This is a genomic window from Trinickia terrae, assembly GCF_005144415.1.
Lineage (GTDB): Bacteria > Pseudomonadota > Gammaproteobacteria > Burkholderiales > Burkholderiaceae > Trinickia_A > Trinickia_A terrae.
The window spans coordinates 586,431-608,421 of sequence record NZ_SWJE01000001.1; the positions used below are offsets into that span (position 1 = coordinate 586,431).

General features: G+C 64.6%; 18 protein-coding genes and 2 pseudogenes. 5 read left to right on the plus strand and 15 right to left on the minus strand.

All coding sequences use genetic code 11. The features are described from left to right. The first annotated feature begins 175 nt into the window (after nucleotides 1-175). Nucleotides 176-1,768, plus strand: a complete 1,593-nt coding sequence (locus FAZ69_RS02640; RefSeq protein WP_240702074.1) for a lectin — start codon at nucleotides 176-178, stop codon at nucleotides 1,766-1,768. A 96-nt stretch (nucleotides 1,769-1,864) separates the two neighbouring features. Here the strand turns inward: FAZ69_RS02640 and FAZ69_RS02645 are convergent, their stop codons facing one another. The 5 genes and pseudogenes from FAZ69_RS02645 to FAZ69_RS02665 all read right to left on the minus strand — a co-directional run. Next, nucleotides 1,865-2,569, minus strand: coding sequence for a substrate-binding domain-containing protein (locus tag FAZ69_RS02645; RefSeq protein ID WP_136892367.1), 705 nt, complete (start codon nucleotides 2,567-2,569; stop codon nucleotides 1,865-1,867). A gap of 11 nt (nucleotides 2,570-2,580) precedes the next feature. Next, a complete protein-coding gene (gene ligK, locus FAZ69_RS02650) occupies nucleotides 2,581-3,264 on the minus strand; it encodes a 4-carboxy-4-hydroxy-2-oxoadipate aldolase/oxaloacetate decarboxylase (RefSeq protein WP_136892368.1) in 684 nt (227 codons plus the stop codon). A 2-nt stretch (nucleotides 3,265-3,266) separates the two neighbouring features. Then, nucleotides 3,267-4,292 (minus strand): amidohydrolase family protein, encoded by a 1,026-nt coding sequence (locus FAZ69_RS02655; protein WP_136892369.1) that lies wholly within the window; start codon nucleotides 4,290-4,292, stop codon nucleotides 3,267-3,269. 66 nt (nucleotides 4,293-4,358) lie between these two features. Next, nucleotides 4,359-5,660: a gallate dioxygenase gene (locus FAZ69_RS02660; RefSeq protein WP_136892370.1), complete on the minus strand. Its 1,302-nt coding sequence runs from the start codon at nucleotides 5,658-5,660 to the stop codon at nucleotides 4,359-4,361. A gap of 260 nt (nucleotides 5,661-5,920) precedes the next feature. Beyond that, nucleotides 5,921-6,430, minus strand: a pseudogene (locus FAZ69_RS02665) (substrate binding domain-containing protein); the annotation flags it as partial. Nucleotides 6,431-6,444: 14 nt separating this feature from the next. On the opposite strand from FAZ69_RS02665, the pseudogene FAZ69_RS33715 reads away from it, so the two are divergent. Further along, nucleotides 6,445-6,609, plus strand: a pseudogene (locus FAZ69_RS33715) (alkene reductase); the annotation flags it as partial. A gap of 5 nt (nucleotides 6,610-6,614) precedes the next feature. Here FAZ69_RS33715 and FAZ69_RS02670 read toward each other — a convergent pair. Next, entirely contained in the window at nucleotides 6,615-7,550 is a 936-nt protein-coding gene (locus FAZ69_RS02670) for a LysR family transcriptional regulator (protein ID WP_136892372.1), read from the minus strand. Nucleotides 7,551-7,664: 114 nt separating this feature from the next. Between FAZ69_RS02670 and FAZ69_RS02675 the strand changes: the two genes are divergently transcribed. The 3 genes from FAZ69_RS02675 (at nucleotide 7,665) to FAZ69_RS02685 (ending at nucleotide 12,287) form a co-directional block, all read left to right on the plus strand. After that, nucleotides 7,665-8,720, plus strand: a complete 1,056-nt coding sequence (locus FAZ69_RS02675; RefSeq protein ID WP_136892373.1) for an aromatic ring-hydroxylating dioxygenase subunit alpha — start codon at nucleotides 7,665-7,667, stop codon at nucleotides 8,718-8,720. Nucleotides 8,721-8,761: 41 nt separating this feature from the next. Next, a complete protein-coding gene (locus tag FAZ69_RS02680) occupies nucleotides 8,762-9,682 on the plus strand; it encodes a PDR/VanB family oxidoreductase (RefSeq protein WP_369407720.1) in 921 nt (306 codons plus the stop codon). 124 nt (nucleotides 9,683-9,806) lie between these two features. Then, nucleotides 9,807-12,287 (plus strand): GcvT family protein, encoded by a 2,481-nt coding sequence (locus tag FAZ69_RS02685; protein WP_136892375.1) that lies wholly within the window; start codon nucleotides 9,807-9,809, stop codon nucleotides 12,285-12,287. Between the two features lie 18 nt (nucleotides 12,288-12,305). Here FAZ69_RS02685 and FAZ69_RS02690 read toward each other — a convergent pair whose 3' ends face one another. The 9 genes from FAZ69_RS02690 to cpaB form a co-directional block, all read right to left on the minus strand. Further along, nucleotides 12,306-13,148 carry a sterol desaturase family protein gene (locus FAZ69_RS02690; protein ID WP_136892376.1) on the minus strand — a complete coding sequence of 281 codons (843 nt, stop codon included), beginning with the start codon at nucleotides 13,146-13,148 and terminating at the stop codon, nucleotides 12,306-12,308. Between the two features lie 53 nt (nucleotides 13,149-13,201). Further along, a complete protein-coding gene (locus FAZ69_RS02695; protein ID WP_136892377.1) occupies nucleotides 13,202-13,897 on the minus strand; it encodes a methyltransferase family protein in 696 nt (231 codons plus the stop codon). 58 nt (nucleotides 13,898-13,955) lie between these two features. Next, complete coding sequence (locus FAZ69_RS02700) at nucleotides 13,956-14,906, minus strand: type II secretion system F family protein (RefSeq protein WP_136892378.1); 951 nt, start codon at nucleotides 14,904-14,906, stop codon at nucleotides 13,956-13,958. A gap of 57 nt (nucleotides 14,907-14,963) precedes the next feature. Next, entirely contained in the window at nucleotides 14,964-15,941 is a 978-nt protein-coding gene (locus FAZ69_RS02705; RefSeq protein WP_136892379.1) for a type II secretion system F family protein, read from the minus strand. Nucleotides 15,942-15,970: 29 nt separating this feature from the next. Further along, nucleotides 15,971-17,347, minus strand: a complete 1,377-nt coding sequence (locus FAZ69_RS02710) for a TadA family conjugal transfer-associated ATPase (RefSeq protein ID WP_136892380.1) — start codon at nucleotides 17,345-17,347, stop codon at nucleotides 15,971-15,973. A gap of 18 nt (nucleotides 17,348-17,365) precedes the next feature. After that, nucleotides 17,366-18,568, minus strand: a complete 1,203-nt coding sequence (locus FAZ69_RS02715; protein ID WP_136892381.1) for a CpaE/TadZ family protein — start codon at nucleotides 18,566-18,568, stop codon at nucleotides 17,366-17,368. Between the two features lie 44 nt (nucleotides 18,569-18,612). Next, complete coding sequence (locus tag FAZ69_RS02720) at nucleotides 18,613-18,918, minus strand: hypothetical protein (RefSeq protein ID WP_136892382.1); 306 nt, start codon at nucleotides 18,916-18,918, stop codon at nucleotides 18,613-18,615. A gap of 28 nt (nucleotides 18,919-18,946) precedes the next feature. Then, complete coding sequence (locus tag FAZ69_RS02725; RefSeq protein ID WP_136892383.1) at nucleotides 18,947-21,052, minus strand: type II and III secretion system protein family protein; 2,106 nt, start codon at nucleotides 21,050-21,052, stop codon at nucleotides 18,947-18,949. Nucleotides 21,053-21,127: 75 nt separating this feature from the next. After that, nucleotides 21,128-21,946: a Flp pilus assembly protein CpaB gene (cpaB, locus tag FAZ69_RS02730; protein ID WP_136892384.1), complete on the minus strand. Its 819-nt coding sequence runs from the start codon at nucleotides 21,944-21,946 to the stop codon at nucleotides 21,128-21,130. Nucleotides 21,947-21,991: the final 45 nt, after the last annotated feature.

The following is a 21,991-nucleotide window of genomic DNA, read 5'->3' on the forward strand; positions in this document are numbered from 1 at the left end:
CGTGTTCGATTGGATTGAACGTATAAGACAGCAATCGATTCATCCGATGAATTTTCGTAGGCCGTCGTTAATCGTCGTTACTTATTCACTGGAGGACGTAATGGGTATTTCGCGCCGTTCAATTCTGAAAGGCGGTGTAGCCGCAGCTGCGTTGGCTGCGATGGATGTTGCTTCGATGTCCAGAGCGTTTGCGGCCGCAAGTTCGGCTGTCAGCGGCCCCGGCGATGTCGTCGGCAAGATCACGGTGGGTTATCAAGGCTGGTTCGCGGCGATCGGCGACGGCGCCCCGATCAACGGCTGGTGGCATTGGGCGCCAAACATGTCCCAGGCGCCTTCGCCGACCAACACCGGCATCAAGGCGTGGCCCGACATGCACGAGTACGCGAACGGGTACCAGACAGCGTTTGCCCCGTTGAACAGCGGCGCGCCGGCAACGCTGTTCTCCTCGTACGACCAGGATACGGTCAATCACCACTTCAGCTGGATGCAGCAGAACGACATCGACACGGCCGCGCTGCAACGCTTCAACCCGTTCTCCGGAGAAGGGCCGACGCGCGATGCGATGGCCCAGAAGGTGCGCCAGGCCGCGGAAACCTATGGGCGCAAGTTCTACATCATGTACGACGTGTCCGGCTGGACCAGCATGCAGTCGCAGATCAAGCAGGACTGGACCTCCAAGATGTCCGCGCTGGTCGCCTCTCCTGCCTATGCCATGCAGAACAGCAAGCCGGTCGTGTGCATCTGGGGCTTCGGTTTTAACGACGACAACCATCCGTTCGACGCGGCGTCTTGCTCCGACGTGGTCAGCTGGTTCAAGGCGCAGGGTTGCTACGTGATCGGCGGCGTGCCGACGCACTGGCGAACCGGCGATTCGGTTCGCCCCAATTTCCTGCCGGTGTTTCATCAGTTCGACATGCTGTCGCCGTGGATGATCGGCGCGATCGGCACGGTGCAGCAGGCAAACGCGTTCGCCGTGGACGTCACCGCAGCGGACAAGGCCGACTGCGACGCGAACGGCATCGACTACCAGCCCTGCATCATGCCTGGCGACCTGTCGATACGGCAGCGGGGCCACGGCAACTACATGTGGCGTCAGTTCTACAACATGACGCAGCTCGGCGTTGCGGGCATCTACATTTCGATGTTCGATGAATTCAACGAAGGCAATCAGATCGCCAAGACCACGGCCACCCAGGCCGACGTACCGTCCAACTCGGGCTATCTGAGCCTCGACGAAGACGGCACGCCGTGCTCGTCCGACTACTACCTGCGCCTGACGCGGGACGGCGGGCACATGCTCAAGGGGACGCTTGCGCTCACCCAGGTCAGGCCCACGGCTCCGGTCGTGAACAGCACGACCGGGGTTGCAACGGTCATCAGCTTCCAGTCCCGCACCAACGGCCTCTACGTGACGGCCGAGAGCGCGGGCAGCCAGCCGCTGATCGCCAACCGGACCGCCATCGGTTCGTGGGAACAGTTCGACCTCGTCGACGCGGGCAATGGCGCGATCGCGCTTCGCTCCCATGCGGACGGCATGTATGTCACCGCCGAGAATGCGGGGGCGGCGCCATTGATCGCCAATCGCACGGCTGTCGGCCCCTGGGAGACGTTCGATCTCATCGTCCAGCCCAGCACCAACGGCGCTGTCGCGTTGCGGGCTCACGCAAACGGAAAGTACGTGACGGCGACGAACGCGGGGCAGGGACAGTTGATCGCCACCGCAACCGTGGTCGGCGGATGGGAGCAGTTCGACATGATCCTGGCGTAGCGCCGCGAGCTCGAACGACGCGCGACAGCGCGTCGAAGACCACGGGCAGGCGTAGACGGCTTGCCGCACGGGTTGACGCTTTTGCCGACGTCACCGTCAGAGGGGCTCCATCCCGTGCTCGACTTTTACCGCATCGCCGTCCGGAGAGGTTAGATGCGCAAGGAAGGATTTTGCTGCTCCCTGCTGGTCGGATGTCGCGCTGATGGCTGCGGCGAAGACCGTGGCCGCCTGGATGGCCGCCGGAAGCCTTCCCAGCACTTCGATTCCGGGCTGGTGGATGAGTTCGCTTAGCTGCTGGAACCCGAGTTCAACCTTTCCCTCGGCGACAAGGCTGCCAACGGGGACGCCTGGCGGAGCCTCGACGATCCGAGGCGCGATGGCGTCGGCAATGCCCCATTGACGGAGCAGGCCGATGATATGGGTTCCGCTTGGCCCCGTCGAATATCCAATGGTGCGAGCGTGCAGGACTGCAGCACGCACGGCAGACTCAGAACCGATGTCGCGATACGGCTCTCCACGCTTTATGGCGACCGCCACTTGCGAGCGTGCAACGTCGAGGCGGCTTCCCGGAACGATGTGACCGTCTTTCTCCAGCCGCCGGAGCGCATCGGACGCGAGAACCACAACGTCGAAACGTTCACCGTCCTGAATGCGGCGAGCTGCTTCGACTCCGCCGACTGACACAATCGAGACGCGCTGCCCGGACGCGGTTTCGTACGCTTCCGTTAGCCGTGTTAGAACATGGCGCGTGGCCATGGACGATATAACTGTCAACGGCAGGCTAGAGGTATCGGTCGACATGCTGGCCTCTATCAGTCAATGTAACGCAGGCCGGCTTGCTTCAAGGGCTCCCGCATGCTGTACATGTCGAGTCCCAGCACTCCGGAAGCGAGCTTGGCGCGTTTATCTGCTTCGTTCGCTTCCCGCGAGCTCGCTTTGTCGAGTACCGAAGCAGCCGCAGAAGCGGGGACGGCCACGACACCGTCAAAGTCAGCGACGATTACATCGCCCGGCGTAACGAGCGCCCCAGCGCAAATCACCGGGATATTGACGGAACCCAAGGTTGCCTTGATGGTTCCCTTCGCAGAAATCGCTTTGCTCCAAACGGGGAATCCCATTTCTTCGAGAACCTTCACGTCACGCACGCCGGCATCGATGATGAGTCCCGTGGCGCCGCGTGCTTTAAAACTTGTCGCCAGCAGGTCGCCGAAGTAGCCATCGGTGCAGTCTGCTGTAATGGCTGCGACGACGATGTCTCCGGGTTGAATTTGCTCGGCGGCGACGTGCATCATCCAGTTGTCGCCGGGATGAAGCAGAACCGTGACTGCCGTACCGCAGGCCTGTGCGTGAGGATAGATGGGGCGCATGTACGGCTTGAGCAGGCCAGTTCGACTCATTGCCTCGTGGACCGTTGCCGAGCCCAGGGCGCCGAGCCTGCTGGTGACATCCTTGTCTGCGCGCTTGATGTTGCGGTAGACGACTCCCATCTCATACATAGTCAAACTCCCTTCGCTTTGAGTGCTGCGTCCAGGCGCGGATATACGCGTCGCGCGTTGCCCTCGTAAATCTTGTAACGGTCCTCTGCGTCGATGGCCGCTGCCTCGATATAACGTTTCGTGTCGTCGAAGTTGAAGCCCGTCTCCGGGTCGATGCCTCGGACGGCTCCAATCATTTCGCTCGCGAACAGAATGTTTTCGACGGGTATCACGCGCGTCAGGAGGTCGATGCCCGGCTGGTGATAGACGCAGGTATCGAAGAACACGTTGTTCAGCAGATGCTCCTTGAGCAGCGGTTTCTTCATCTCTTGAGCGAGCCCGCGGAAGCGTCCCCAGTGATAGGGCGCGGCGCCGCCTCCATGCGGGATGACGAAGCGCAGTGCCGGGAAATCCTGAAACAGGTCCGACGTCAAGCACTGCATGAACGCGGTCGTATCCGCATTCAGGTAGTGCGCGCCCGTGGTATGGAAGCACGCGTTGCAGCTCGTGCTCACATGAATCATCGCGGGGATGTCGTACTCGACCATCTTTTCGTAGATGGGGTACCAATACCTGTTCGACAGCGGCGGGCTGGTCCAGTGACCACCCGACGGGTCCGGGTTCAGGTTGATGGCGACGTTCCCGTACTGCTCGACACACTTCACCAGTTCGGGGATGCAGGTCTTGACGTCGACGCCGGGGCTTTGCGGCAGCATTGCCGCTGGAATGAAGCTGTCCGGGAAGAGCTGGCTCACGCGAAAGCACAGCTCGTTGCAGATGGCCGCCCACGTGCTTGAAACCTCGAAGTCTCCGATGTGATGAGCCATGAAGCTTGCGCGCGGACTGAAAATCGTCAAATCGAGTCCTCGCTCCCGCATAAGTCGAAGCTGATTGCTTTCGATAGACTCGCGCAACTCGTCATCGCTAATCCGTAGTTCAGAGGCATGCGGCATTTCTGGCGGGCTTTTGATGCCCGCAATTTGGCGATTGCGCCAGGTTTCCAATGCCTTTGGTGCGGTGGTGTAGTGACCGTGAATGTCGATAATCATCGTTGCTGTCTCTGTCAGGTCGAAGGCTGCACGAACAGGTGTAGTGGTTGCGTATCGACGCGCGATTTATTTTGTGGTCGACGCGGGCTTGTCCCACGAAAGGCTTTGTCCGCTTTTGCCCGCTACCGAATAAAGCGCGCCGGGCGCGTTGCGGGTTTTCTGGAAGGCTTCCAGCGTCTCGCCGCGCATGGCTGCGTAGATGTGCAGGTTCGACACGCCCGTCACAGCACCGAGCTTCTCGAGCATGAAGAAGATGACGCCATAGTGGAGAAGTCCGCGCCAGTCACGCCGACGGATCAGGTCCCTTTCCTGCTCTGTGAGTCCAGCCGCTTCGAAGCTGGCTTCCTCATCGCGCTTGAACGCCTCGCGGTGCTCGGGCTCAACCATGCGATGCAGGTAGTCGTTGATGCGATACGCGCGAACTGCCGTTTCAATCGAGAACGGATACGTGCCTTCAAGCTTTTCGACGCCGGCTAGTTCAACCGCCATCTTTTGACGATGACGCTCGACGGTTGCGGAGTTGGCCTCGCTGTCCTCACCTTCGTAGATGGCAGCCGCGATACCGGCCATCGACGGCAGGTAGTAGCTCCGATGCTTGCAGACCACGTTCGACGACAGGGCGCCGCGCATGGCGAGCCACATGATGACTTCCGCGCCCTCATAACCACCGAGCTCGGCATACTCGGCGATGGTCATGTTCGCGAGTTGCTCAGGGTCGCGTTCGAACAGGTCGAGGAAGCGCTGGTCCCACCCGGTGTTGTTGAAGCCCGAACGCTCGCCATGCACCTGATGCGAAAGGCCGCCGGTTGCCAGAATCACCACCTTGAGGTCTTCCGGATAGCTTTCGATTGCGCGGCGCAACGCTTGGCCGAGCTTGTAGAAGCGCCTCGCGCTCGGCACCGGCAGTTGCAGGACGCCCATTTGCAACGGCACCAGTTTGATCGGCCATGCGGGCTTGTGCGGGCACAGCATCGACAGCGGCGAGAAGCACCCGTGGTCGAGCGGCTTGTTCTGAAAGAACGACATGTCGAATTCGTCGGTCATCAGAGACTTGCCGAGGTGCGCAGCGAATTCCGGATGGCCTTGTACCGGTGGCAGGTCGCGCGCGCCACCGCCCTCGTCTGCGACGTGCCATTCCTGTCCGACGCCGAGTGCGAACGCCGAATAGTGGTCGAAAAAGAACGAAGTGACGTGGTCGTTGTAGATGGTCAGCACCACATCGGGACGCTTTTCAGCCAGCCATGCGGCCAAGGGGGCGAAATTTTCGAAAATAGGCGCCCATACCGGGTCGTCTCGCTTGTTCTTGTCGAACGCGAAACCAATGGTCGGGGTATGTGAAGCGGCAAGTCCGCCGATGATTTTTGCCATGGCTTGAAGTCAAGGAACATACGTTGCAACGCCGGGCGGCTAGTTAGCGAGCTTCGTCGGGCGTTGGATAAATGCATGAAATATCACCCTGCCAAGGCGTGTCAACCTGGCTTCCAACGTCTTAGTCCCCGGAAGTTGGCGGGCGAAAAGCAAAAAACCACCGTCGCAAAGGGGGATTCGCGCGTCGGAAAGAAGCTTCGTCACATAAACAATTTCGATACCTGCGATGCTCGAAAGCATCGAGTCCAAGGACTAGCTTTTTACTGCGCAAACCGCTCGCGAAGAAACTCGATGAAACGCTGTGTCTTCGCGGGAAGCAAACGCGTTTCGGTGATGGCGTAGACGGGTATTGGCGTGCCTTGCCATTGAGGCATCACGCGCCGCAGCCGTCCGCTGGAGAGGTCGTCCGCGACGATCTCCTTCGCCATCGGGACGATGCCCATGTCGAGCGTTGCCAGACGCCGGATCATGCCGACGCTGTTCACCGTGAACCGGCTGCCCGCCGGGGTCGGCACGGTGTTCGTTCCGTCATGCAATGTCCACGAACCGGCTCTCAGGATGCCGAGACATTCATGCTGTTTCAGGTCGGCGGGCTCGCGCGGTTCCCCCGCGCGCTCGAGATACCGAGGGGAGGCGTAGAGATGAGCGCGGAACGAGGCCAGCGGGCGAGCGATCAGTTGCGAGCTCTCGGGCTCGCCCACGCGAATCGCTACGTCGAAGGGCTCGCTCACCAGATCGACACGCCGCGGCGTGAGATCGAAGCGGTGGGTTGCGCGAGCATTTCGCCGAGCTGGAGGCCTACGGGCAGATGGCGCTGGCCAACCCGGATTTCGTCGCGCGATTGATGACCGGCGCGCCGATGAACGATGTGAACCACGCGACCTTTTTCGGCGGCGACGCGCGCGGGTATGTCGACTACCCGGCTCTGGACGAAACCGCGGAGGCCTGAGCCAGTCAGTCATCCGCAACTTCGGGATACCGCTCGAACATCGTCTTGACGAGTTGCCGCAGCCAGATGTTCGCCGAGTCGGCGTGAAAGCGCGGATGCCAATGCTGCCGAAGCGCAAACGGCGGGAGGCTGACCGGAGGCGGCAGCGTCCTGACCGTGCCCAGCTTCGCGAATACGTTGCCGAGCTCGAGCGGCACCGTCGCGATCAGGTCTGGGAAGGCGTCGATCAGATGCGGCACGGTCAGGAAGTGCGGCGTCGTCAGGTAGACATTGCGCTTGATGCCGTACTCGTCGAATGCGCTGTCGTAGGCGCCGTTCGCGCGCCCGCTCAAGGACACGGCGATCTGCGGCAGCGCCTCGAATTGCTCGCGCGTGATGGTCTTGCCGACGGCGCGATTGCGCACGCTGACCATCGTCACGAACGCATGCAGGAAGAGCTGCTGCTGGAACAGACCTTCGGGCGCGGCATGGATCGATCCCAGGGCAAGATCCGCTTCGCCAGATGCCAGCAGCCCCTCGATCTTCTCCAGCGGAACCTGGACCGAGCGCAGCGTGCAATGCGGCGCAGCTTTGCGCAGGCGCCGGATCAAGGGCGGCAGGAACACCAGCTCGCCCATGTCGGTCATGCACAGGACAAACGTGCGGCGCGCGGTCGACGGATCGAAGCGCGCCTGCGACACGACGTTCTGGCGCAGCGTCGCGATCACGTCGATGACGGTCGCGCCGAGCAGCTCCGCTTTCGGCGTCGGCGCCATGCCGCCTGGCGTTTTGACGAACAGCGGGTCTTCGAAGAACGTGCGCAGCCGGTTCAGCGCGTGGCTCATCGCGCCTTGCGACAGGCCGATTTCCTCCGCGGCGCGCGTCACGCTGCGTTCGCGCAGCAGCGCGTCGAAGACCACGAGCAGGTTCAGGTCCAGGTCTCTGATATGCACAATGTGCATTCTCCGTATTGATGGCATTCGGTTGACGCATGATGGTGGGAAACCTATCGTGAGGTCAAGCGCGCCGGTCCAGGTGGACAGGACGCCATAACGATTCCATCAAGGAGACAAGCGATGTTCATCAGGAACACGTGGTACGTGGCCGCCTGGTCGCACGAAGTGCTGGCCGAAGGCTTTTTCTCGCGCGTCATCACGGGCATCCCCGTCATGCTGTACCGGAAGGAGGGCGGCGAGATCGTCGCGCTCGAAGACCGCTGCTGCCACCGCGGCGCGCCGCTGTCGCTCGGCCGGCGCGAAGGCGATTGCGTGCGCTGCATGTATCACGGGCTCAGGTTCGACAGCGCCGGCGCCTGCGTCGAGGCGCCGGCCCAGCAGCGCATCCCGCCGCAGGCGAAGGTGCGCAGCTTCCCCGCCGTCGAGCGGCATCGCTGGATCTGGATCTGGACCGGCGACCCCGCGCTCGCCGATCCCGCACAGATTCCCGACACGCACTGGCTCGACGATCCCGCGTGGCGCTGCCGGCCCGGCTACATCCACTACGACGTCGACTACCTGCTGATCTGCGACAACCTGCTCGATTTCTCGCATTTGCCGTTCGTTCACCGGACGACGCTCGGAGGGCACGAAGAGTACGCGGCGGTGCAGCCGAAGGTGGAGCGGATCGAGAACGGCGTGCGCGTGACGCGCTGGGTCATGAATACCGATGCGCCGCCGTTTGCGGCGGCTGTCAAGCACTGCCCGGGCAAGGTCGACCGCTGGAACATCTACGATTTCACGCTGCCGGGCGTCCTGCGCATGGATTCCGGCATGGCGCCGGCCGGCACGGGCGCGCGCGAGGGCACGCGCGTGGATGCCGCCGAATTTCGCAGCTGCCAGGCGCTCACGCCCGAGACGGAGCACTCCACGCATTACTTCTTCAGCATGCCGCACAACTTCGCGATCGACCAGCCCGAGGTCACGGACTCGATTCACCAGTCCATCGTCGAGGCATTCGCGGAGGACTCCGCCATCATTCACGCGCAGCAGAAGAACCTTGCACTCGATCCGAGCTTCAGGATGATGGCGTTCGGTATCGATTCGGCCCTTTCGCAATTCCGCCGGATCGTCGATCAGCGGCTCGAGGAGGAGCGCCAGGCATCGCCGCTTGCGGCGGAGGGAGCCGCGAGATGATTGCCGTCGAGGTCACGAAGCTGAGCCGCGAGGCGGAGGGCGTGCTCGGCGTCGAATTGCGCGCCGTGGACGGCGCGGCGCTGCCATCCTTCGAGCCCGGCGCCCACGTCGACGTGCATCTTCCCGGCGATCTCGTGCGCCAATATTCGCTCAGCAGCGACGCAATCGAGACCGGACGCTATTGCCTGGGCGTCGGGCGCGCGGGCGCATCGGGCGGCGGGTCGCGCTACATCCACGAGCAGCTTCGCGAGGGCGACCGCCTGACGATCGGCGAGCCGCGCGCGCTGTTCACGCTGGCGCCCGACGCGCAGCGCCATCGCTTCATCGCGGGCGGGATCGGCATCACGCCGATCCTGAGCATGATTCGATGGTGCGAGCGCCACGCCAAGCCGTGGGAGCTGCACTACTGCGTGCGCTCCCGGGCGCATGCCGCCTATCTCGGCGAGTTGAGCGCATTCGGCGAGCGCGTTCGCCTGCATGTCGACGACGAGGCGCACGCCTTGCCGCATGACGTTCGCGCCATGGTGAGCGGGGGGCAGTCCGGGGAGCATGTGTACTGCTGCGGACCGGGCGGCCTGATGGACGCGGTGCTGCTGCATGGCGAGCAGGCAGGCGTGCCGCGCAGTCGTCTCCATTTCGAGCGCTTCACGGCGCCTGCGAAATCCAGGGAAGCAAATGCCGGTGCCGGTGCCGAAGGCGCCTTCACCGTGCTGCTCGCCAGGCAAGGCGTGCGATGCGTCGTCGAACCCGGCGAATCGATACTCGGCAGCCTCGAGCGCCACGGCGTCCGCCCGCCGTTCTCGTGCAGGGAGGGGCTCTGCAGAAGTTGCGAGGTGCCGTTGCTGTCGGGTGAGGTGGAGCACCGCGACTATGTGCTGAGCGACGAGGAGCGCAGTGAAAACAAATCGCTGATGATCTGCGTTTCCCGCGCGCGGTCTGGCGAGCTGGTGATCGACGTGTAGGCGAGCGCTGGCGTTTTGTGGCATTTTGGTGCAATAAGTGGCATTATGTGCGTCGATTGGGCGCGGCGGGATTCGCGTCCGCAACAGCCGCGTCGCCACTCGTTCACCTGCTACCTAAACATCCATGAGCTCTGCCGTTCCCTCGCATTCGCGCGTCGTCATCATCGGCGGCGGCATCGTCGGCTGTTCCGTCGCGTATCACCTCGCGAAAGCCGGCTGGGATGACGTGACGCTGCTCGAGCAAGGTCAGCTCTCGTGCGGCACGACCTGGCATGCCGCCGGGCTCGTCGGCCAGCTGCGATCGCAGGAGAACATGACGAAGCTGATCCGCTATTCCACGAGGCTCTACGCGGAGCTCGAAGCCGACACAGGGCTCGCGACGGGCTGGAAGCAGTGCGGTTCGCTGTCGGTGGCGCGCACGAGCGAGCGCATGACGCAGCTCAAGCGCACCGCGGCCGTGGCGCGCGCCTACGGCGTGGAATGCGAGGTGATCGGCGCGCGCGAGGCCGGCGAGCTCTGGCCGGTGATGCGCACCGACGACCTGCTCGGCGCGGTCTGGCTGCCCGGCGACGGCAAGGCGAACCCGACCGACCTCACGCAGGCGCTCGCGCGCGGCGCGCGGCGGCGCGGCGCGCGCATCGTCGAGAACGTGCGCGTGACGGGCATCGCCACCGGGCGCACGAGCGCCGGCCGCAAGGCGGCCGGCGTCGCGTGGCGCACGAAGGCGGGAGAGGCGGGCACGATCGGCGCGGACATCGTCGTCAATTGCGGCGGCCAGTGGGCGAAGGCGATCGGCCACCTCGCCGGCGTCACGGTGCCGCTGCATTCGGCCGAGCACTATTACATCGTCACCGAGAAGATCCCCGGCGTGCATCCCGACCTGCCGGTCATGCGCGATCCCGACGGCTACATCTACTTCAAGGAGGAAGTGGGCGGCCTCGTGATGGGCGGCTTCGAGCCGAACGCGAAACCGTGGGGCATGAGCGGCATCCCCGAGAATTTCGAATTCCAGCTGTTGCCCGACGACTGGGACCAGTTCGAGATCCTGATGCGAAACGCGCTGATCCGCGTGCCCGCGCTCGAGACGGCGCAGGTGCGGCAGTTCTACAACGGCCCGGAGTCGTTCACGCCGGACAACAACTTCATCCTTGGCGAAGCGCCCGAGCTGAAGAACTTTTACGTGGGCGCGGGCTTTAATTCGGCGGGGATCGCGTCGGCGGGCGGCGCCGGCATGGCGCTTGCCGAGTGGATCATGGCGGGCGAGCCGACCGTGGACCTGTGGCCCGTCGACATCCGCCGCTTCGCCCGCTTCAACGGCAACGACGCGTGGCTGCACGATCGCGTGAAGGAAACGCTGGGGCTCCACTACGCGATGCCCTGGCCGAACCGCGAGCTCGATACGGCGCGGCCGTTCAGGCGCTCGCCGCTCCACGCGCACCTGCGCGACGCCGGCGCGTGCTTCGGCAGCAAGATGGGCTGGGAGCGCGCGAACTTTTTCGCGCCGCCCGGAGAAAAGCCCGAGATCCAATATGGCTTCGGACAGCAGAACTGGCACGCGTGGAGCGCGGCCGAGCATCGCGCCTGCCGCGAGCGGGTGGCGCTTTTCGATCTCAGCTCGTTTTCGAAATTCCTGCTCAAGGGGCGCGACGTCGAAGCGGTGCTGCAAGGGCTCGTTGCCAACGACGTGGCGGTCGAGCCGGGCCGGACTGTGTATACGGGCATGCTCAACGAACGCGGCGGGTATGAATCCGATTTCACGTTGACGCGTCTTGCCTACGATCAATACCTGCTGGTCACGGGCTCCGCGCAAACCGTGCGCGATTTCGACTTCATCGAAAAGCACATCCCGCAAGACAAGCACTGCACGGCCGTCGACGTGACCGGGCAATACGCGGTGCTCGCCGTGATGGGACCGCACTCGCGCGCGTTGCTGCAGCAGGTCTCGAAGAGCGATTACTCGAACGAGGCCTTTCCGTTCGGCACGAGCCGCGAGGTCGATATCGGCTACGCGACGGTGCGCGCGACGCGTCTCACCTACGTCGGCGAGCTTGGCTGGGAGCTTTACGTGCCCGTGGAATTCGCGGTGGGCGTCTACGAGACGCTGATGGCGGCGGGCGGCGCGTTCGGCCTCGTCAACGCGGGGTATTACGCGCTCGAATCGCTGCGGATCGAGAAGGGGTATCGCGCGTGGGGGCGCGAGCTGTCGCCCGATGTCGATCCGTTCGAAGCGGGTCTCGCATTCGCCTGCAAGCTCGGCAGGGACATCCCGTTCCGCGGCCGCGAGGCGCTGCTCGCGCGCCGGGGCAAGCCGCTCCAGCGGCGGCTCGTGGCGCTGACCGTCGACGGGCATGCCGACAAGATGCTGTGGGGCGGCGAGGCGATTCTGCGCGACGGCGTGGCTGTCGGCTCGGTCAGCTCGGCGGCGTTCGGGCATACGCTCGGCTGCCCGGTCGCGCTCGGGTATATCGGCGCGGGCAGCGCGGCGGTCGATGCCGGGTATCTGGCGAGCGGGCGCTACCAGATCGATCTTGCTGGCGAACGGCTCGATGTCGCCGTGCACCTGAAGGCGCCGTACGATCCGGACGGCGCGCGAGTGAGGGCGTAGTGAGGGCGTAAGCGCCTGTCACACCGTCTTCCCCCCAACCGGCACAGACTTCGCACGCCGTTCGCGCCACGGCCACATCAGCGCCTGCGCGAACGACTGCGGCTCGGCTTCGTCGGCGAGACCGGTCGCAGGCCACTCGTGCGGGCCCGGCACCCAGATCGTGCCGAACAGGCGGTCCCAGAGCGGCAGCATTTGCGCGAAGTTCTTGTTGAGATGCTCGGGACGGCGTGAGTGATGTATCCGGTGATACTGCGGGCTGTTGATCCACGTCGCGAAGCGGCCGATCGAGAAGCGTGCGTTCAGATGCACGTAGTAGTTGTTGATCGTAAAGACGACAAACGCCAACACGACGATATGGGATTCGACCTTGAACAGCATCCCTGCGATCGGGTAGAGCAGCGCGCTCTTGATCAATCCTTCAGTCCAGTAGTGCCGCTGGGTGATGGTCACGTTGTAGGCGCGCGCACTGTGATGCAGTTCATGCATGCGCCATAGGAAGGGCACCGAGTGCTCCAGGCGATGAAACAGGTATTCGAGCAGATCGAATGTGAGCACCATGACCACGAACGATGCGATTGCGCACCACCCGTGCGATTGCAGCGTGACGAGTCCGCCGCCCAGCGCGCCGACGAGCCAGACCGAGCAAGCGGCCGTGAGCGGATGCGCCGCTTGAAGCAGCGCGGTGTAGAAGACGGAATACACCACGTTCAGCCGCGACGAAACCTTCGATTGAAGTCTCTGGACCGGATTCGCGCGTTCGATGGCCGCGCCGGTCGAGAAGAGGGCGACAACCATCGAATACGTAACGAGCCAATCCCTGGTGAAGTGCCAAAGCATCAGCAGCGAATTTGACGAAGACATCGGCGTTCTCCTCTGCCGGCAGGGTCCGCGAGCGGCGGGCCGCGGCCGCGATGTCAAAACACCTTGGGAATCAGGCGATAGCGCACGATATCGCGGTACTCGCAATATCGCGCATCGGCCGACAGCAGACGTTCTTCGAACAGGATGCGGCTGACTTGGAGCACCACCAGAACGCCGTACACGAGCACGTTTTGCATGGCGAAATTCGCCGCCAGGAAGCCGAGATCGGTCGTGATGTAGCCGAGGTACATCGGGTGCCGCATGAATCGATAGGCGCCATACGACACCACGCCGCGATTGGCGGGCAGGATGCCGAACGAGCGCCGCAGCGAAGCCTTCGCATAGATCTGCCAGACAATTCCAACGACCTGCAGCGCCGCGCCGACCATCTCGGGTGCGAGCTGCGTGCCCGGATTGAGCTGATAGGCGATGAAGCCATAGCTTCCGGCGAGCGAGCAGAGGAGCACGTGCGGCCGCCAGTCACGCTTGACCGGCACGCGCGAGAACAGCGCAATGCCTGCCGTGAGGCATCCGGCCACCACCAGCAGAAGCAGCGTGACCCGTTCCGGCGCGGCAAGCCATTGTTTGATCGCGCTGTACGCGAATATCGCGAGCGCGGTCCCGGACAGCGCGCGGATGGTGATTTCGGCCAGCGCCGAGCGCAGGTCCCATGCGGGGACGCTTGGAGCCGGCAGAGCCGTCGGCGTGGCCGGCGCCGAGCGCTGCAAAGAGATGCCGTGACTGGACATGATGGATTTCCTCGGTTGTAGTTAGGCGCGGCAGCTTCTTTGAACCGCCATGTGATGCTTACAGCGTGTGGCCTCCCATGCTGGGCAGCAGCAGGCGGAAGATGTTGATCATGGCCGGGCCGAGCAGCACCACCATCAGTGTCGGGAAGATGCAGAAAATCAGCGGGAAGAGCAGTTTCAGCGCGATCTTGGCGGCCAGCTCCTCGGCTCTCAGGCGGCGCTTGGTGCGCAGGTTGTCGGTGAAGACGCGCAGCGAATCGCCGATGCTGGTGCCGAAGCGGTCGGCCTGGACCATCATCGCGACGAGCGTGTCGATATCCTCGACGCCGGTGCGCAGCGCAAGATTGCGCAGCGCCTTTTCGCGCGAGGCGCCGGCGCGCAGCTCGAGCAGCATGAGCTCCAGTTCGTCGCGCAAATCAGGGCTGCGTACGCCGATTTCCTCGGTGACACGCATCATCGCGGCATCGATTGCGAGGCCCGCTTCGACGCACACCGTCGTCAAGTCGAGCGCGTCGGGCAACGCTTCGAACAGTGCGCGCTGCCGCTGTTTGACCATGCGGGTCAGCACGAAGTTGGGCAGATAAAAGCCCAGCGCGGAGGCAAACAGCAGCACGAGCAGCAGAAGCAGGCGCTGGTTTGCGTCGAAGCGGCTCGCCGCCGTCAGCAGCACGATCAAGGGCAACGCGATCGCGAGCACGGTCTTGGCCGCGAAATAAATGGCGGGCGCGGAGCTGGTGCGAAGGCCGGCGTTCATGAAGCGCACGCGCAGCGCGGAACGATCCCAATCTTCTTTCGGCAACGAGAGCTTGGCGACGTGCTTGGAAACCTCCGCGACCCGTTCGATCCAGGCGTTCTCGTCAGGCGCGGCGCCGGGCGTTGCGGGACCGGCGCCGAGCTGGTCGAGGCGGCGCTTCAATGGGTCGGGCTGCAACAGCGTCAGCATTTTCAGGGCGGTGCCGAAGACGATGACGAACGTCAGCCCCAACAAGACAATCTGCTCGATTTTCATGGTTGCCCGGGATATCCCGTCCTCCGATGAGTTCTCAGTCGATGCCGCGCTTTCGTGCTAGACGCGGATGCGGATCAGTTTGCGCATCCAGAAGATGCCCGAGATCGTGAGCATCAAGGCAAAGCTCGAGCACTTCTGGCCGATCGGGTCATTCCAGAGCAGGCGGATGAAGCCCGGGTTCAGGATCGATACGATGGCGACGATCACGAACGGCAGCAGCGACAATATCCACGCGGACAGACGTCCCTCGGCCGACAGCACGCGGATCTTGCCGAACAGCTTCAGGCGCTCGCGAATGATCTCGCTGATATTGCCGAGGATCTCGGCGAGATTGCCGCCCGCTTCGCGCTGGATCAGCACCGCGATCACGAAGTAGCGCAGGTCCTCGATAGGCACGCGCGTCACGATGTTCAGCAACGCGTCGTTCATCGATACGCCATAGTTGATTTCGTCGAAAGCGATGCGAAACTCGTTGGCGATGGGTTCGGGCATTTCCTGGCCCACCATGCCGAGCGCCGTCGGAAACGAGTGGCCGGCGCGCAGCGCGCGGCCGATCAGATCGGCGGCATCGGGCAGCTGGCGTTCGATCAGCGAGAGCCGTTTGGCGCGCTTCCTGCGCAATGTCCAGGCCGGCAGCAGCGCCGGAGCGCAAGTCAGCAGCGCGAAGAACATGAAGGGCAGGTGCAGCATGACGCCAGACGCGAAACCGAGCACGGCGCACGCGCAGGTATAGCCGCAAAAACGCGCCACCGACCAGTCGAGCCCGGACTGCTGCAAGAGCCGGTCGAGCTGCTGCACGCGCGGCATGCGCATCAGGATCCGGGTGAGGAGCGGCGAGCCGCTCAAGAGCCGCTCCTTCAGGATCGAGAACTGCTGGCTGCTCACGTTGCCGCCCGCCGACATGGCGAGCACGCGCTCTTGCATGCGCTTGGCGGCCGGGCCATGGTGGCTGTTCCAATACAGATAGATCCCTTCGATGAGCAGCACGATCGCAAGGAACAGCAAGACCGCGAAGCCGATTAACGAAGTGTCCATGCCTGACTCCTGGGCGTCGTGGCGGCGGCTCAGACTTCGAGACGCCGCGAGGGATCGAAAATGTTGTCGGGCAGGCCGAGCCCGAATGCGGCGAGACGGTCGCAGAATTTCGGGCGCACGCCGGTCGCGGCGAAGTAGCCTTTGACCTTGCCGTTCTCGTCGACGCCGGTGCGCTTGAAGGTGAAGATCTCCTGCGCGTTGATGATGTCGCCTTCCATGCCGACGATTTCCTGGATGCTCACCACTTTGCGGGTGCCGTCGGTCAGGCGGATGGCCTGTATGACCACGCTGATGGCTGACGCGATCTGCTGGCGCGTCGCCTTGATCGGCATCGTGAGGCCGGCCATGCCGACCATGTTCTCGAGCCGGGTGAGGGCGTCGCGCGGCGTGTTCGCGTGCAGCGTCGCCATCGACCCTTCGTGGCCGGTGTTCATCGCGTGCAGCATGTCGAGCGCTTCGCCGCCGCGCACTTCGCCGAGCACGATGCGGTCGGGGCGCATCCGCAGGGCGTTGCGCACCAGCGCGCGCGGCGTGATCTCGCCCTTGCCCTCGATGTTCGGCGGACGCGTTTCGAGGCGCAGCACGTGCTCCTGGCGCAGCTGGAGCTCGGCGGCGTCCTCGACGGTGACGATGCGCTCGTCGGCGGGGATGAAGCCCGACAGCAGGTTGAGCAGCGTCGTCTTGCCGCTGCCGGTGCCGCCGGAGATCAGCACGTTGAGCTTCGCCTTGATCATCGCTTCGAAGAGCTGCGCCATGGCGGGCGTGAAGCTCTGGTTGTTCACCATGTCGGTGACGGTCAGCGGATTCACGGCGAAGCGGCGGATCGAGACGAGCGGGCCGTCGATCGCCGAGGGCGGGATGATGGCATTTACGCGCGAGCCGTCGGGCAGACGGGCGTCGACCATCGGCGTCGATTCGTCGATGCGCCGGCCGACGCGCGAGACGATCCGCTCGATCACCTTCATCAGGTGGGCGTCGTTGTAGAAGGTCACGTCGGTGTGTTCGAGCTTGCCGCGCCGCTCGACATAGACGTGCTTGCAGGTGTTGACCAGGATGTCCGAGATCGTCGGGTCCTGCAGCAGCGGCTCGAGCGGGCCGAGACCGAGCATCTCGTCCTGCACGTCCTGCACGAGGCGCTTGCGTTCCGATTCGTTCATCGGAATCTTTTCCTCTTCGACGATCCGCTCGACGAGCTGCGCGAGCTCGCGCTTGACCTGGTCGGGCGTCAGCCGCTGCAGCTTGTCGAGCTCCACGCGATCGATGATCGTCTCGTGGATGGTCATCTTCAGCTGCTGGTAGGCCTGCCGGGAAGCGAGGCTTTCGGCCGAGGTGGAGGCTGCGCCGGGCGGGCTTGCGTCGAACGACGCCACGTTGCTCTGCATCAGCAATTGTTCACGCAGTGACATGATGGTCTCCGCAGCGGGTCATGATTCGGTTTTCAGTTGGTGCGGCTCGGCCGTCTTCGGCGCGAAGAGGCGCTTCAGGACGCTCTTCGAAGCGGTTTCGGGTTGCGGCCAGAGCTGCTCGCCGAGCGCGGCGAGGCTCTGCGCGAGGGCGCTGTTCTTCGCGATCGTCAGGAGCGGCGCGCCGTGGTTGACGGCCAGGTCGGCGTGCTTCTCGTCGCGCGGCAGCAAGTGGGCCGCGCGTACCGCCAGCGTTTCCTCGAGCGTCGCCAGGCTCAGTTGCGCGCTCTTGTCGTATTGGTTGACGAGCAGGCGGACTTTGCCCGACGGGTAGCCGAGCTCGAGCAGGATCCGCAAGAGGCGCCGCGCGGCGTGCAATTGCGGAATGGTCTGGCGCAGCACGGCGCAGATCGCGTAGCTCTGGTCGAGCGCGAGCATCGAGAGCGGATCGATGGTCTGGCCGACGTCGACGATCACCGCGTCATAGCGCGGACGCACCAGCTCGAGCACGCGCTCGAGCTGGGCAGGCCGCAGCTCGGCGGCCTTGATCGGGTCGCCGGCGCCGGCGAGCACGTCGAGGTTCGGGTGCACGCGCATCACGCAGCCGTCGAAGAAGGCGGCGTCGAGCCGGTCGATCTGCGCGCAGAGATCGGCGAGCGTCGCGGTCGGCACCTGGTCGGCGAGCAGCAGGCTCGCATCGGCGAACTGCCGGTTCAGGTCGAGCAAGAGGACGCGCTTGTCGCGCATGGCGGCGAGCGCGTACGCGAGATTGACGGCGATGAAGGTGGCGCCGCTGCCGCCGCGGCACGAGACGAACGACAGCACGCGTCCCTCGCGCCGCACGCCGGAGATCCGCTTGGTGGCAAGATGCGCGAGCTCTTCGTCGAGCTGCTGCTCGTTGAGCGGCCAGGACAGCACGTGCCGCACGCCCGCGCGCATCGCGGCCATCAGCTGCTCTTTCGACAGCGACGGGGTGACGAGCATGCAGCTCAGGCGCGGCGTGGCGACGAGCGCTTCCTCGATGCCGCTCAGGTCCAGCGCCGTCAATTCATCGTCGTCGACGATCAGCAAGTCGGCTGACTTGAACGCCTCGGCATGCTGTTTCAATTGACGTGCCTGGATCGGCGCCGTGCGCAGGCGATGATCGACGCCGTTTTTCTTGAGCATGGCGGCGATGCGCGCCGCACGGGCTTCGTCGGTTGATATCAGGAGGATGTCGATCATGGGAGTCTCCGCTCACCGCGTATTGCTTTAGTGGTCCGTCAACGCTAGTTGCCGCTCGACGATCCCGAGGGAGCGCCGACGCCGATCGTGAACATGTTCATGGGCGGCGGCGGCGCGGTGAACGACTTGTCGTAGTTCGCCATGAGCGAGTTGGCCGCCGACCCGTCGATGCCGTTGACGGGGTCGTCGTTCTGGCCCGCCTGCGGGTTGAGCACCTGCATCGCGGTCACCTGGTGGATCGAGTCGCCGAAGGTCTGGTCCCAATGCGGCGTCGACGACAGGCAGCCGTTGAGCGCGAAGCACGCGCCGATGCAGACGACGGTGCGAAACGGTGTGAGCTTGAATTTCATGGCGGTCTCCGGATATCGGTCGGCTGCGTTAGTGGGTGGCATAGAGGGACGCGGTGCGCAGGCTTCTGGCCGACGGCGCCAGGGCCGGGTCCGCGGCCGGGGCCTGAGCCGATTCCGGCGCCGGTGTTTGTGCCGGCTCGGTTGCGACCTCGGCGATCGTCACCGGTGCGGCGGCCGGCGTGTCGGCCGAGGCGGGCTTGATCGCGGCAGGCGGCGTGTCGTTCGCGGCGGGCGCCGGGGCAGGGGCCGGCGCAGGTAGCGGATCGGGTAGCGGGATTGCCGCGGCTTCGGGCGAGGGCACCGGCGTCGTCGTGGCGGCGGGCTCGGCAGCCGCCGCCGGAGCGGCTGCGGCTGGAGCGGGTGCTACAGGGACTGCCGCAGCCGGAGCCGGCTTTGCGGCAGCAGGAGCGCTCACCGAGGCGGCCGCCGTCGGCGCCGCCACCGCAGGAGCGCTGCCTGCCTTGGGACGCGCGTGGCCTTCCATGTTGCCGGTCGCGTATACCTCGGCTTCGTTCACGTCGCCGAAGTGGTCGGTCGGCAGCGGATAGTTCGGCTGGAGCGGCTTGACCAGGTGCGGCGTCACGACGAATATCAGCTCGGTCTTGTCGTTCTGGTAGTTGGTGTCGCGTGCCAGCGCGCCGATGATGGGCAACTCGCCCAGGCCCGGAATGGCCTTCAGCGCGCCCGTGATGTTGTTCTTCAACAGGCCGCCGATCGCGAAGCTCTGACCGTCGTTCAGCTGCACCGTCGTCGAGGCGCGGCGCGTGGTGATGAGCGGCAGGATCGAGGTGGCGTTGGTGCCCGGGGCCGTGACCGTGACGCCGGTCGGTGACAGCTCCGAGACTTCCGGCGCCACCTTCAGGTTGATGCGGCCGTTGCCGAGCACCGTCGGCGTGAACGTGAGGCCGACGCCGAACTGCTCTTCCTGCAGGACGATCGTCTCGCCGTTCGAGTTGTTGCTTTGCGGCACCGGGATGAAGACCTTGCCGCCCGCGAGGAAGCTCGCTTCCTGGCCGCTGATGGCGAGCAGGTTCGGCTCGGCGAGGATCTTGGTCAGCTGATCCGTCTTTTGCGCGTCGAGCGCCGCCGCAAGCGGCGAGTTGTTCGCCTTGGATGCGGTGACGGCGGAGAGCCCGCCCGACAGGAAGTCCGAGAGCAGGTTGAAGCTCCAGCTGCCGGAATGGGCGTTGATGTTGAGCGCGGAGCCGAGCTGGTCGATCAGCGTCTTGTCGACTTCGGCGATCTTGACTTCGAGCATCACCTGCTGCGGCGCGGCGACGTGCATCATGTTGATGATCTTCGAGCGCTGGCTGCTGCCGTTATTGCCGCCTGCGGAGGACAGGCTCAGCGTGAGCATGCCGCCCGCGGCGCCCTGGCCGGAATCCTGCCCGCCCGCCTGTGCCTGCGCGTCCTGCCGGTCGACGAAGGCGTTCGCGAGGTCGACGACGCGCTGGGCCTTGGTCGTGTCGGAGACCATGCCGCTCAGCACCAGCGAGTCCGACACGGCCGTGACGCGCACGCCGTTTTCCTCGGGCATCACTGCCGCGAGCGCATGCTGCAGGCCGGCCGGGTCGACGCTGACGGCGACGTCGATGACGCTGCACGAGCCGCTCCTGCCTTGCACGATCATGTTGGTCGTGCCGATCTGGTTGCCGAGCAGATAAAGTGTGCGCGGCGAAACCAGCATGGCCTGCACGATCTGAGGGTTGCCGAGCGTGCGCGAGCGGACCGGTTCGGGAAGATCGAGCATCGTCGACTTGCCGAGCGGCACGGTGACCGACTGGTGCGCCCCGAGCTCGCCGGTGCAGTTCGGGCCTTTCTCCGGCATGGCGCGTGCGGCGGCTGCTGCGGCGGCGGCGGGGCCGGCGGCCATGCCGATCGTCAGGTGCAGCGGCGCACCGCCCGCGGCCAGCTTGAGCGGCATGCGCGAGGCCCCCTTCGAGACCGGCGCGGCGACGGCGCCCGCGGTGCCCGCATATTCGCCCGCGACTTGTGCTTGTGCGTTCGGCAACACCCACAGGAAGGTGCCGATCAGTCCGCATACGCCGGCTTGCAGGATGCGTGCGCGGGCGGCTTGCGAGATCTGCTTCAAGCCATGCGGCGGGCAGTTCAGCTGGTCAAGTCTGGTCTTCATTTCGGTTCCCCCGGTTTCTTTCAATTTCGTAGAAGGGCCGCTCGAGTGGCTTGGGCGGCCTGCAGGCTGGGCCTGTCAGAAGCATTCTTGTTTTGTCTGGGTGCCGGAAATGACACCGACGCAGTCGCGCGGCGCCACGGGCGCCGGCGCCCGGTGCTCGACCTTCACTTTCACCGGCGCGGGCGCCGGCGCTGCGAGCTTGAGCAGCGTGGCCCGCGTGACGCCTTCCGTGTCGGTCTTCTGCGGATCGACCTGGTTGCGCAGCACGAGCGACAGGGTGCCGATGCTGCGCGCGAGATCGATCTTCTCGGCCTGCTCGGGCGACACTTGCAGCGTCACCGCGTCGACGACCTTCGGCTTGGTCTCGTCGCGGCCGACTTCCTGCGCGACGGCCAGCACGAGGATGTGCTCGAGCACGGTCTTCGAGATCTTCTGGTCCTGCTGCGCGTTGGCGTCTTTCTGCGTGTTGACGATGATGTCGACGTAGTTGCCCGGCAGCGCGAAGCCCGCCACGCCGATGACATCGTTGACGCGCACCGTGATCGCGCGCTGGCCGGGATCGATGACGGCCGAGAGGCCGCCCATCGTGCCGACGGGCGCGAGCTTGGCTTCGAGGATCGGCTCGCCGCGCAGCGCGCTTTCCTTCATCACCCGGCCTTCGAGCTTTTGCGGGTCGGAGAACGCGCCGGCCGGCACGCTGCCGCTCGGCCAATCGACGACCCTCAACACCTCCGGCGTGACACGCTGGCCGAGGTCGATGTCGCCGGTGGCCACGATGACCTTGGTGGTCGCGTTCGATGCCTGGCTGATCATCCAGCGCGATGCGAACACCACGGCGGTAAGGCCGGCCGCCGCTGCGATCAGCAGCATCAGTAAAGCGCGCATGTTCTTCATGTTGTTCTCCTAAGAACTTTCCTTGCGTCCTGGACGCGTTGGTAC